This window comes from Nocardioides sp. (assembly GCF_036267815.1).
GTDB lineage: Bacteria > Actinomycetota > Actinomycetes > Propionibacteriales > Nocardioidaceae > Nocardioides.
The window spans coordinates 1-12,206 of sequence record NZ_DATAVI010000089.1 but is presented as its reverse complement, the minus strand read 5'-3'; the positions used below and the strand labels follow the sequence as shown (position 1 = coordinate 12,206).

Here is a 12,206-nt window from a genome sequence, read left to right as displayed (position 1 = left end):
GTGGTCTTCAGGCGGTCTCGCTCGCGTTCAGCGCCAGGAACGACGCGTAGACGTCGAGCAGGGTCTGCTTCTGCCGCTCGCTGAGCAGCGGGTCACCGAGCACCGCGAGCTCCACGGAGCCCCCGACACCCTCGTCGGGGGAGACGATGCCGGCGCGCAGGTAGAGCTGCTCGGCGGAGATGCGCAGCGCCTTGGCCAGCTGCTGGAGCACCTCGGCCGACGGCCGGCGTAGCCCGCGCTCGATCTGGCTCAGGTAGGGGTTGGACACGCCCGCCTGCTCCGCGAGCTGCCGCAGCGACAGCCGGGAGGACTCCCGCTGGTCGCGGAGGTACTCACCGAGCGTCTCGACGGTCTTGCCGACCTTGCTCCTGGCCACTCCTCCATCGTGCTTGCCGCTGCTAGCGATTTGCAAGCTCACGCGGACGTGAGTGGGCTCACAGCCCAGAAATTCCCAGTGAACACTGGGCTTCTCGACAGCACACGTTGCTAGCGGTCACGCACCCGATGCCACCGCTGCCGGACGTCGGGCCAGGCCTGGTGGAGCCCGAGGAGGATGCCGACCAGGCCGGCGAGATCTGCCGCGGTGAGGCCGTGGCGCGCCGTGACGTACAGGACGGTCGGCCCCTCCATGGCCTTGTCGACGACGAGCCAGAGCACCGACACCAGCACCAGCACGTAGCCCGCGCGCGGTCTGCGCGCGTGGGTGAGCCGCACGGTCAGGACCAGCGCCACCAGCACCAGCCCGGCGATCACGTGAAGATGGCTCGGATCTCGCCCACGGGTTCCCCGCCTCCGAGCAGGGGGACCACACCGGTGCGGGCGACGGCTTCGGCGTCGACGCCGTCCTCCTCGAGAACGCCGGCCCGGCGCAGGGCCTGCGCCATCAGGACTGGCCGCACCCGGGCGGCGCCATCGTCGGTCTTCAACGCGAACGCGCGCCCGTCGGGCAGCGCCACGGCGTAGCATCCCTCGGCCCCGGCCTTGCCGATCGCCCCCGGGATCGCCCTCAGCAGGGCGAGCTCGTCGCGCGTCGTCCCCGAGACGTACGCCGGGTGGGCGCGGATGGCCTCGGCGACCCGGGCGGCGTCCGGGTCGGGCGCCCCGGATGCGTCGACGCCCAGCGCGAGCCTGCGGAAGCCGCGCGCGAGACCGATCAGCGACGCGGAGAACAGCGGCGCGCCGCAGCCGTCCACCGCGGTCACCGCGATCGGCTCACCGGTCACGTCGGCGAAGGTCGTCGCGAGTGCCTGCTGGAGCGGGTGCTCGGGGTCGCGATAGGTGTCGGTGGGCCAGCCGTTGGCGACGCAGGTGGCGAGCATCGCGGCGTGCTTGCCGGAGCAGTTCATCAGCACCGGCGCCCGCGACCCCCCCTCGCGGATCACGGCCTCGCGGGCGTCGTCGTCCAGCGGATAGTCGGGGGGCGTGCGCAGGTCGGCCTCCGACAAGCCGGCACCGGCGAGGATCCGGCGTACGCCCTCGATGTGGAAGGGCTCCCCCGAGTGCGACGCACAGGCCAGGGCCAGCAGGTCGGGAGGCAGGTCGAGCCCGACCCGCACCATGCCGAGCGCCTGAAGCGGCTTGTTGCTCGATCGCGGCAGCACCGGGACGTCGGCGTCTCCCACCGACCACACGGGGCTGCCGGACACGTCGAGCGCCACGAGCGATCCGTAGTGATGTCCCTCGACGAAGCCGTTGCGGACGATCTCGGCGACCGGGACGGCGTTCACCCGGCCACCCTAGCGACCCGTTGAGTTGCGCCTCCCGACCCGTTGAGTTGCGCCTTCCGACCCGTTGAGTTGCGCCTTCCGACCCGTTGAGTGGCGGGTTCCGATCACGCCGTGTCGATCCGGAGCGTGATGCATGACTCGAATCCGCATCTCAACGGGTCGGGAGGCGCCACTCAACGGGTCGGGAGGCGCCACTCAACGGGTCGGCGGCGCCACTCAACGGGTCGGAAGGCGCCACTCAACGGGCTGGCAGGATGTCCCCGTGCCCCGGCCCCAACACTGTCCGTCGCCGCGCGAGCTGGCCGACCTGGAGCTCCTCGCCGGAGGGGCGCTCGCTCCCGTCACGGCGTTCGACGAGCCCGGCTCGCCGGTGACCATCGAGCTCCCGGAGGCGCTCGTCGGCGAGGACGTCGAGCTGGTCGACCCCGAGGGGCTCCCGCTCGCGCTGCTCCATCCGGACGGCTCCTTCGAGACCCTGAGCGTGGCCCAGCACGGTCCCTTCCGCCGGCTGCACCTGACGCCGGCGGCCGTGCGCGAGCGGTACGCCGGAGCGACGTTCGTCCCGGTCGTCGACGCGCTGTCCGAGGACGAGCTGGCCAGCCTGCGCGAGGTCGGCACCCCTCTGGTGCTGCTGGCGATGACCGGGCCCGGGGCTGCCGAGCTGTCTCCGGTCGCGCTGCTGCGCGCCTCCCTCGCCGCGGCTGCCCACCTGCCGAGCACTGCCGTCGTCGCGGTCCCGCTGGCCTCGCACGGCGACGCCCAGGTCGACCACGAGCTCGGCGCCCACGTGTGCGCGGTCTACGCCGGGCCCGACCCGGTCCTGGCACTGCCCGATCCCGGCGACTCCGACGACGAGTACCCCGACGACATCGCCGAGATCGTCGACGCCGACCAGCCGTCCCCCGACCGCCGCGGGCTCGTGCTGTTCTTCACCGGCCTGTCGGGCAGCGGCAAGTCGACGGTGGCCCAGGCCGTCATCGACTCCCTGCTCGAGTCCGGGGAGCGCACGGTCACCAGCCTCGACGGCGACGTCGTACGGCGGAACCTGTCGGCGGGCCTCACCTTCAGCCGGGAGGACCGCGAGACCAACATCCGCCGGATCGGCTGGGTCGCGGCCGAGATCTCCCGGCACGGCGGCGTGGCCGTGTGCAGCCCGATCGCGCCGTTCGACGCGACCCGCCAGGACGTGCGGGCCATGACCCGCGACGCCGGGGGCGCCTTCTTCCTGGTCCATGTCGCGACGCCACTGGAGGAGTGCGAGCGCCGGGACCGCAAGGGTCTCTACGCCAAGGCGCGGCGCGGGGAGATCCCGGACTTCACCGGCATCTCCTCGCCGTACGAGGAGCCGGCGGACGCCGATCTGCGCGTCGACACGACCGGCCGGACGGTCGAGGACTGCCGCGACGAGGTCCTCAGCGCCCTCGCCGACCAGGGCTACCTCGCTCGCCCACGCGGGTCGTCCGCCCCGGGCGGGGCCCAGGCCCGGCCTGAGGGGGACGACCAGGGTGAGGGGACCAGTGAGGGGCCCCTGCGGGTCCTCTTCGTGTGTACGGCGAACATCTGCCGCTCGCCGTACCTCGAGCTGCGCGCCCGCCAGCTGTTCGGACCCGGCGCCGGCGTCGAGGTGACCAGCGCGGGCACTCAGGGGTTCACCGACGAGCCGGTCAGCGACACCATGGCCGCCGAGTTCGCGCGACACGGCACCGACATCGCGGGCTTCCGCAGCCGGCCGCTCACCGGGGAGCTCATCGACCAGGCCGACCTCGTGCTGACCGCCGAGGCCGAGCACCGCACGCGGCTCCTGGAGGACCGGCCCGCGGCGTTCCGCAGGACCTTCACGGTCGGCCAGTTCGTGGAGAGCGCCCAGGCGGCCGACCCCCAGCTGCGCGGTCGGGCGCTGGTGGACGCGGTGCTCGCACGACGCGTGCCGGCCGCCCCGGAGCACGACATCGCCGACCCCTACCGGCGCGGCCCCGAGGCCGCCGCCCGGGCCGGGAGGCAGATGGAGGAGCTCCTCGACGTGCTGGTCCAACGCCTCCGCACCGCGTGACCGGGGCCGGCACGACGCTCCGAGCCGCGCCTCGGTCGGAGGGCTCGTCCACGGAGTCGGTAGATTCGAGCGACCTACCCCACCTTCCTTGGAAGGACCGCGCCCATGGGTGGCTGGCTCACCTCTGACTTCGCCTCGATCCTGATCGCCGGCTTCCTCGTCGGCATCGTGGTCGGGTTGACGGGGATGGGCGGCGGAGCACTGATGACGCCGGCCCTGATCTTCCTCGGCGTCGGCGGCGCCTCGACCGTCGTCACGGCCGACCTCACCGCAGCCGCGATCTCGCGCAGCGCGGGCGCCCTGACGCACGCTCGTCATGGCTCGCCCAACCTCGTGCTCGCGAAGTGGCTGATCATCGGCTCGGTGCCCGCGGCACTGGTCGGACCATGGGTGGTCCACGGCTTCGCCGGCGGCTCGAAGGCCACCGTCGACCGCCTGCTGATGGAGTGCATCGGCTTCGCGCTGCTCTTCGCCGCCACCACCTATGCCCTGCGCATCTACCTCAACCTGCGACGCTCCCACGGCGATCCGACGCCGGCCGACCCCGACCCGCCGATCCGTCCGCTGGTCACCCTGGGCGTCGGAGCCCTCGGCGGTCTCCTGGTCGGCATCACCAGCGTGGGCGCCGGCTCGGTGATCATGATCGCCCTGCTGATCCTCTACCCCGGACTCCCGCCGGTCCGGCTGGTCGGCACCGACCTCGTGCAGGCCGTGCCGCTGGTGCTCGCGGCCGCCGCCTCCAACATCGCGATCAACGGGCTCGACTGGCACATCCTGGTCCCGCTGGTCCTCGGGTCGACGCCGGGCACGATCCTGGGCAGCCGGATCGCACCCCGGGTGCCGCAGTCCTACATCCGCCGCGGCATCGTGATCGTGCTGACGATGTCCGGGGTCGCGCTGCTCGACAAGTCCGGCTGGGCTCCCCTGGGCTCGGCCAAGGACCAGACCCATCCGGTGCTCGTGGCGGGCGTCGGCATCGCCATGGTGGTGCTCGGCCCGCTCGTCTGGGGGCTGGTCCGGCGCACGGAGGGGCTGCCGATGTTCGGCGCGCCGACCGTCGCCCAGCTCGAGGGCGGCGACCCCGGCCCACGTCGTACGCCGAGCGACGAGCCGGCCGCGGACGAGCCCCAGAGCCCCTGACCCCTGAGCCCCTGAGCCCGGCGGGGCGACGAGTCGTCGTCGCACTGAGCGAACCGGCCGCGCGAACCCGCCGCGGATACCCCGGATGGGGTAAAGCGGCGGGCCTGAGTCGACAAACTCATCTCAATCAGTAAACTTACCGGTCTTGCTCAACCTTCTATGGAAGGACCGCGCCCATGGGCAGCTGGCTCACGTCTGACTTCTTCTCGATCGTCGCCGCCGCGTTCGTCGTCGGCACGATCGTCGGCCTCACCGGGATGGGGGGCGGCGCGCTGATGACGCCGGCCCTGATCTTCCTCGGCGTCGGCGGCGCCTCGACGGTCGTGACCGCCGACCTGACCGCCGCCGCGATCTACAAGAGCGGCGGCGCGATCACGCACGCCAGGGCCGGAAAGCCCAACTGGGAGCTGGCCCGGTGGCTGATCCTCGGCTCGGTCCCCTTCGCGCTGCTCGGACCCTGGCTCCTGCACCACTCGGTCGGGAGCTCCGCCGATCTGGACACCAAGCTGAAGGAGTACATCGGCTTCGCGCTGCTGCTCGCCGCCGCGACGTACGCCCTGCGGCTGGTGATCAACCTGCGCCGGGTCTCCTCGGGCGGCGACACCGCCGACCCCAACCCGCCGATCCGACCCCTCGTCACGGTCGCCGTCGGCGCCCTCGGCGGGCTGCTCGTCGGCATCACCAGCGTCGGCTCCGGCTCGGTGATCATGATCGCGCTGGTCATGCTCTACCCCGGACTCTCGGCCCTGCGGCTGGTGGGTACCGACCTCGTGCAGGCGGTGCCGCTGGTGATCGCGGCCGCCATCTCCAACATCGCCCTCAACGGCCTGGACTGGCACATCCTGATCCCGCTGGTGATCGGGTCGACCCCCGGGAGCATCCTCGGCAGCCGGATCGCACCCCGGGTACCGCAGTCGTTCATCCGCCGCGGGATCGTCGTCGTCCTGACGATGTCCGGGCTGGCCCTGCTCGACAAGGCGGGCTGGGCGCCGCTGGGATCCGGCGACGACCAGACCCACCCCGTGCTGATCGCGATGGTCGGCGTCGCCATGATCGTGGTCATGCCCTTCGTGTGGGGGCTGGTGCGCCGGACCCAGGGGCTGCCGATGTACGGCGCCCCGACGGTGGCCGAGCTCGAGCGCGGCAGACCTGGGGCCGAGGCGGCGGCGCGTACCCCCGAGCCGGACGGCGAGCCGCGAGCACTCCGCCACTGATGCCGGCCCCGTCGGTCGAGCCCGTCGGGACCGCCGGCCCTCACCGGGCCAGGAGGACCTCCACATTGCCCGCGCGCGGCTCGAGACCAACCAGGTCGGGGCGCCCGTGATGGTCGACGTTCGCGATCGCCGCGGCCGTGATGCCAGCTGCCCGGGCCTGGATCTCGGCCGCCTTCGCCAGCAAGGAGGAGGTTCCGGTGCCGCGGTAGATCCACAGCTGGCTGTAGGGCGTGCCGATGACGACGTCGGGCCACTTGTCCTTGTCGAGCCGACCGACCGCGAGTCCGTTCGTCGGATGGCTCTTCGCCACCGTCTTCACCCTGATGTCCGGCGAGAAGCGGCCGGCATGCAGGAGGACGTGAATCCCGTCGGTGGCGCCTGTGGTGACCACGTCGGGGTGGCCGTCGCGGTTGAGGTCGGCGATGGCCACGTGCGAGGGGTGGGTGTGCGGGCCGGTCGAGACCGTCACAGCCGGGTCGAAGGCCTGGGCTCCGTCGCCACCGTTGTTGCGCAGCAGGCTGATCGCGTTGCCCTTCTGGTCGGCCACCGCAAGATCCGGAAGCCGGTCGCCGTTGAGGTTGCCGGCCGCGATCGCGCCAGGTTCGGCGCGCTTGGGCAACGGGAAGCTCTCAACGGGCTCGAACGCCGGGGTGCTGCCGCAGGTGTCGGGGCTGTTCGTCCACCCACAGCCCGTGCCGTTGAGGAGCGACACCTCGTCGTCCTGCTCGTCGGCGGTGGCGATGTCCGCATGGCCGTCGTGGTCGAAGTCGGCCACCACGACACCGCGCGGAATCCAGCCGACATACTCCTTGACCGCAGGACGGAACCGGCCGTTGCCCTTGCCGATCAGGACCATGAGGCTCGAACCGTCGCTGTCGGTGGCCACGATGTCGGGCACTCCGTCGCCGTTGAGGTCGCCCACCGCGACCGCCTCCGGGTTGCCGTTCGGCTGGGTCGCCCACTGCCTGGCGCGCTTGAACCTGCCGTTCCCCTTGCCCAGGAGCACGGCGACGCTGCTGGAGAGATCGCGTGCGACGACCAGGTCGGGGATGCCGTCCTGGTTGAAGTCGGCCACTGCCACGGCCGACGGGTAGGCACCGGCGGCGTACCTGTGTGCCTTCCGGTAGTCGAAGTGCGCCCGGGCGCCGGCTGCCCCGGCCATGGTGAGGACCAGTGCCACCACGGCCAGGATGGTGGCAGGCCCCCGCACCATGCCCGGGATCGCCCGGTGCGAGCGCAGGCGCGATGAGGTCACGGGCATGGGCCGACGTTAGTCGTGTCGGGCCGCGAGCGCGACGGTCCTTCCGGTCAGGAGGGACCTTGCTCCGCGAGTCCCAGGCGCTCGAGCTCGCCGAGAAAACCGCGCACGTCAGCGGCGAGGGCGCCGGCCTCGACCTCGAACTCCTCGGCGAGGTGGTCGGCGACCTCGGCCTCGGTGCGCTCGCCGTCGAGGCACTCCCAGATCCGGGCCGCGGAGTCCTCGAAGACGTACGGCGGCCGCTCGGGGTGGCTGAGGTCCAGCACGACCGCGCGGTCCGGCGAGCCCGGCGTCGACGCGACGTACGCCGTGCTGGTGGCGCGCCGCCAGACGGCCGGCCGGGGCTGGTCCGCGTCGCTGCTGATGGAGGTCTCGGCCACCCGCCGAGTTTAGGCGTGACCGCATCCGTCGATACCATGTCCGTCTGTCCGACTCGAGAGGCGCCCACACGCTGATGACTGCTCCACCCACGCACGCCGACTACCAGCTGAGCCAGCTCGACCAGCTGGAGGCGGAGTCGATCCACATCTTCCGTGAGGCGGCGGCCGAGTTCGAGAAGCCGGCCCTGATGTTCTCCGGCGGCAAGGACTCCATCGTGATGCTCCGGCTGGCCGAGAAGGCGTTCTTCCCGGCCAAGATCCCGTTCCCGCTGGTGCAGATCGACACCGGGCTGGACTTCCCCGAGGTGCTGTCGTGCCGTGACAACTGGGTCAGTCGCCTCGGTGTCCACCTCGTGGTCGCCAGCATCGACGACGCCATCACGAGCGGCGTGGTCGTCGACGACGGCAAGACCAGCCGCAACCGGATGCAGACCGCGACCCTGCTGAACTGCGTGGAGGAGAACGGGTTCACCGCGATGTTCGGCGGCGGCCGTCGCGACGAGGAGAAGGCGCGCGCCAAGGAGCGCGTCTACTCCCACCGCGACGACTTCGGTCAGTGGGACCCGAAGAACCAGCGCCCCGAGCTGTGGAGCCTCTACAACGGCAAGCTCCACGGCGGCGAGCACATGCGCGTCTTCCCGCTGTCGAACTGGACCGAGCTCGACATCTGGCACTACCTGCGTCACGAGGGCGTCGAGCTGCCGACGATCTACTTCGCCCACCAGCGCCGCGTCTTCAACCGCGACGGCATGTGGATGTCGGAGAGCCCGCTCAACCCCTGCAAGCCGGGTGAGGAGGTCATCGAGAAGACGGTGCGCTACCGCACCGTCGGCGACCTCACGCTCACCGGTGCCGTCGAGTCCGACGCCGACACCCTCGACAAGATCATCGACGAGATCGCCATCGCCCGCGTCACCGAGCGCGGCGCGACCCGAGGCGACGACCGGTTCTCCGAAGCCGCCATGGAGGACCGCAAGAAAGAGGGCTACTTCTAAGGCCATGGCTCCTTCTCCCAGACCTGCTGCGCGACGCCCGGACGGGCGTCTGGCTGCGTTGTCGTCGTTCGACGATGGCTCCGCATCGCCTCGCTCCTCCGCCTTGCCAGACACCCGCCCAGCCGTCGCTCGCGACGGCCTGGGAGAAGGAGACATGACCTGATGGACCTCCTGCGATTCGCCACCGCCGGCTCGGTCGACGACGGGAAGTCCACCCTCATCGGGCGGCTCCTGCTCGACTCCAAGTCGATCTTCGAGGACCAGCTGGAGGCCGTCGAGGCGACCAGCCACTCGCGCGGCTACGACTACACCGACCTCGCCCTGCTGACCGACGGTCTGCGGTCCGAGCGGGAGCAGGGCATCACCATCGACGTGGCCTACCGCTACTTCGCGACGCCGGCCCGCAAGTTCATCATCGCCGACACCCCGGGGCACATCCAGTACACCCGGAACATGGTCACCGGCGCCTCGACCGCCGACCTCGGCCTGGTGCTCGTCGACGCCCGGCAGGGCCTGACCGAGCAGAGCCGCCGGCACGCCGTACTCCTGTCGCTGCTGCGGGTCCCGCACCTGGTCCTCGCGATCAACAAGATGGACCTCGTCGACTGGTCGCGGGAGATCTACGAGCGCATCCACGACGAGTTCACGCAGTTCGCCACCAAGCTGTCGATCCCCGACCTCGCGGTCGTGCCGATCTCCGCCCTCCAGGGCGACAACGTCGTCATCCGCTCCGACAACACGCCGTGGTACGACGGACCGACGCTGATGCACCACCTCGAGCACGTCCACGTCGCCTCCGACCGCGACCTGGTCGACACCCGCTTCCCGGTGCAGTACGTCGTACGCCCCAAGAGCGACGAGTACCACGACTATCGCGGGTACGCCGGACAGGTCGCCGGCGGCGTGCTGAAGCCCGGTGACGAGGTCGTCGTGCTGCCCAGCGGGATGACGTCGACCATCGAGGGCATCGACCTCTTCGACCAGGAGATCCCCGAGGCCTTCCCGCCGATGTCGGTCACGGTGCGCCTCACCGACGACGTCGACGTGAGCCGCGGCGACATGATCGCCCGGGTGAAGAACGCGCCCAAGCCCAGCCAGGACATCGACGCGATGGTCTGCTGGATGACCAACGAGCCGTTGCGCCCCCGCCAGAAGCTGGCGATCAAGCACACGACCCGGATGGGCCGCGCGCTGGTCAAGGACATCCAGTACCGCCTCGACGTCAACACCCTGCACCGCGACCAGGACACCAAGGAGCTCGGGCTCAACGAGATCGGCCGCGTCCAGCTGCGCACCACCGTGCCGCTGCTGTGCGACCCCTACTCGCAGAACCGCACCACGGGCTCCTTCATCCTGATCGACGAGGCCACCGGCGTCACCGTCGGCGCCGGGATGATCAACACGGGCGCCTGAGGCATCAGTCGGGTCTCGGCGACCATCTTCGCAATCGCATCGGGAGGATCGTTGCCGTCACCAAAGCTGGCCGTTGTCGGTCAGGGCTACGTCGGCCTGCCGATCGCCATGCGGGCGGTTGAGCAGGGCTACGACGTGGTCGGCCTGGACGTGGACGACGTACGCATCCGCGCGTTGGCCGATGCCACCTCGTTCGTCGAAGACGTCTCCGGGGAAGCCGTCGCACACGCTCTGGCGAGCGGACGCTATCTGCCAACGACGGATCCGGGCCAGCTGCGTGACTTCGACTTCGCGATCATCACCGTGCCGACTCCGCTGAAGGAGACGGTCCCGGACCTCTCCTACATCGAGCAGGCAGCAGAGACGCTCTCCCAGCGACTGCGCCCTGGCGCGACGGTGGTCCTGGAGTCGACCACGTATCCAGGGACGACCGAGGAGCTGCTCGTCCCTCTGCTCGAGGCGGGCAGTGGGCTGGTCGCGGGTAGAGACTTCTACGTGGGGTATTCCCCCGAACGCATCGACCCGGGCAACCAGACCTACACGTTCGTCACGACCCCGAAGGTGGTGGCTGGGATAGACCAGGCATCTTCTGCCGCGGTTCAGGACCTCTACGACAGTCTCGTGGATCGCACCGTTCGCGTGAGCACCCCCAAGGAGGCGGAGCTCACGAAGCTGATCGAGAACACCTTCCGCCACGTCAACATCGCCCTGGTCAACGAGCTTGCCGTGTTCGCAGAGTCTTTGGGGATCGACATCTGGGAGGCGATCGACGCCGCGGGCACCAAGCCGTTCGGGTTCATGAAGTTCACTCCAGGTCCCGGCGTGGGGGGTCATTGTCTCCCGGTCGACCCGTCGTACCTCTCGTGGCAGGTTCGGCGCACGCTGGGGCAGAACTTCAGGTTCGTCGAGCTCGCCAACGACATCAACGACCACATGCCCGACTACGTGGTCCGCCGGGTCATGGCCGGCCTCAATGCCCGTCGGCGCTCACTGAACGGGAGCAGAGTGCTCGTGCTCGGTCTCTCCTACAAGAAGAACACCGGTGACCCCCGCGAGTCACCCGCCGTGCGGGTGGCACAGCTCCTGTTGGCCGAAGGCGCAGAGGTGCACGCCGTCGAGCCCTTCGTTGAGGACCACCGTCTTCCCGAGGAGATCACCCGCGTCGAGCTGACAGCCGCCGAGGTGGGTGACGCGGACGCGATCCTGGTCCTCACCGACCACGATGCCTTTGACTACTCACTCCTCGAGTCTGCCGATGCCTACGTGCTCGACACGAGGAACCGGCTCGCCGGCAAGGTCGAGCGGCTCTGACCTTCCGGAGTGACTCGCGTCAGGAGCGTTGTCTGGCTTCCACCCGCGCTTCGAGATCGGACAGCACACCGCCCGTCGCTCGGTGACCGAGCCAGTCCCGGAACCCGGCGAGTGCTCCTTCCTTCAGCTCAGCCCGCGCGTTGGTCGAGCGGTCCAGGTAGTCGTTGAGTGAGGCAGCCCAGGATTCGGCCGTCCGCTCCGGCACCAGGATCCCGGCCCCGGGTTGGACGACCGTCGTCCACGGGGTGACGTCGGAGACCATCACCGGCACTCCGACAGACAGGCCTTCGGCGATGGACTGGCCGAAGTTCTCGCTGGCCGTGGGCGCGACCATGAGGTCATAGCCGCGGACCGTTGCGGCCACCCGCTCATGAGGGAGAGGCCCGAGAAAGCGCACCTCCACCTCCGGCGACGTCGCTTGGCTCAGCGAGCGGCATCGCTCGGTGTACGCCGCGTCCTCTTCCGGACCGTAGATGTCGAGCGTCAGCGGCTTCTGCACCTCTCGCAGCGCCTCCAGCAGCAGGTCCAGACCCTTGATAGGCGCCAGTCGGCCGAAGAAGAGCAGTCGTGGTGGGGCGGAGACCGCGGACACCTCCGCAGCGGGAGTGAACAGGGTGTCGTTGGGCCGCACGATCACGTCGGATCGGAGACCCATGATCGTGCGCACGTCGTCCACCTCGGCGTCGGAGGTGCAGTGCCAGACGACGGACCGGTGCAG

At 70.4% G+C, this 12,206-nt stretch carries 12 protein-coding genes; 6 read left to right on the top strand and 6 right to left on the bottom strand.

Annotated elements, in window-relative coordinates; genetic code table 11:
* Window positions 1-7: 7 nt before the first annotated feature.
* The 3 genes from VHW64_RS18505 to VHW64_RS18495 all read right to left on the bottom strand — a co-directional run bounded on the left by VHW64_RS18505 (window position 8) and on the right by VHW64_RS18495 (window position 1,727).
* Window positions 8-376, bottom strand: a complete 369-nt coding sequence (locus tag VHW64_RS18505; protein WP_329652054.1) for a helix-turn-helix transcriptional regulator — start codon at window positions 374-376, stop codon at window positions 8-10.
* Window positions 377-486: 110 nt separating this feature from the next.
* On the bottom strand, window positions 487-753 hold the full coding sequence (locus VHW64_RS18500; RefSeq protein ID WP_329652053.1) for a hypothetical protein: 267 nt from the start codon (window positions 751-753) through the stop codon (window positions 487-489).
* Entirely contained in the window at window positions 750-1,727 is a 978-nt protein-coding gene (locus tag VHW64_RS18495) for an asparaginase (protein WP_329652052.1), read from the bottom strand. The genes VHW64_RS18500 and VHW64_RS18495 overlap by 4 nt, the downstream gene beginning before the upstream one ends.
* Window positions 1,728-1,989: 262 nt before the next feature.
* On the opposite strand from VHW64_RS18495, the gene cysC reads away from it, so the two are divergent.
* The 3 genes from cysC (at window position 1,990) to VHW64_RS18480 (ending at window position 6,131) form a co-directional block, all read left to right on the top strand.
* Window positions 1,990-3,777: an adenylyl-sulfate kinase gene (cysC, locus tag VHW64_RS18490; protein WP_329652051.1), complete on the top strand. Its 1,788-nt coding sequence runs from the start codon at window positions 1,990-1,992 to the stop codon at window positions 3,775-3,777.
* Between the two features lie 105 nt (window positions 3,778-3,882).
* Window positions 3,883-4,917, top strand: a complete 1,035-nt coding sequence (locus VHW64_RS18485; RefSeq protein ID WP_329652050.1) for a sulfite exporter TauE/SafE family protein — start codon at window positions 3,883-3,885, stop codon at window positions 4,915-4,917.
* Between the two features lie 176 nt (window positions 4,918-5,093).
* Window positions 5,094-6,131, top strand: a complete 1,038-nt coding sequence (locus VHW64_RS18480) for a sulfite exporter TauE/SafE family protein (RefSeq protein ID WP_329652049.1) — start codon at window positions 5,094-5,096, stop codon at window positions 6,129-6,131.
* 40 nt (window positions 6,132-6,171) lie between these two features.
* Here the strand turns inward: VHW64_RS18480 and VHW64_RS18475 are convergent, their stop codons facing one another.
* On the bottom strand, window positions 6,172-7,392 hold the full coding sequence (locus VHW64_RS18475) for a VCBS repeat-containing protein (RefSeq protein WP_329652048.1): 1,221 nt from the start codon (window positions 7,390-7,392) through the stop codon (window positions 6,172-6,174).
* Window positions 7,393-7,439: 47 nt separating this feature from the next.
* On the bottom strand, window positions 7,440-7,769 hold the full coding sequence (locus VHW64_RS18470) for a PqqD family protein (RefSeq protein WP_329652047.1): 330 nt from the start codon (window positions 7,767-7,769) through the stop codon (window positions 7,440-7,442).
* Window positions 7,770-7,843: 74 nt separating this feature from the next.
* Between VHW64_RS18470 and cysD the strand changes: the two genes are divergently transcribed.
* The 3 genes from cysD to VHW64_RS18455 all read left to right on the top strand — a co-directional run bounded on the left by cysD (window position 7,844) and on the right by VHW64_RS18455 (window position 11,488).
* Entirely contained in the window at window positions 7,844-8,764 is a 921-nt protein-coding gene (gene cysD, locus VHW64_RS18465) for a sulfate adenylyltransferase subunit CysD (protein ID WP_329652046.1), read from the top strand.
* A gap of 162 nt (window positions 8,765-8,926) precedes the next feature.
* Entirely contained in the window at window positions 8,927-10,177 is a 1,251-nt protein-coding gene (locus VHW64_RS18460; RefSeq protein ID WP_329652045.1) for a sulfate adenylyltransferase subunit 1, read from the top strand.
* A 51-nt stretch (window positions 10,178-10,228) separates the two neighbouring features.
* On the top strand, window positions 10,229-11,488 hold the full coding sequence (locus VHW64_RS18455; protein ID WP_329652044.1) for a nucleotide sugar dehydrogenase: 1,260 nt from the start codon (window positions 10,229-10,231) through the stop codon (window positions 11,486-11,488).
* A gap of 19 nt (window positions 11,489-11,507) precedes the next feature.
* Here the strand turns inward: VHW64_RS18455 and VHW64_RS18450 are convergent, their stop codons facing one another.
* Entirely contained in the window at window positions 11,508-12,164 is a 657-nt protein-coding gene (locus VHW64_RS18450; protein ID WP_329652043.1) for a glycosyltransferase, read from the bottom strand.
* Window positions 12,165-12,206 lie beyond the last annotated feature (42 nt).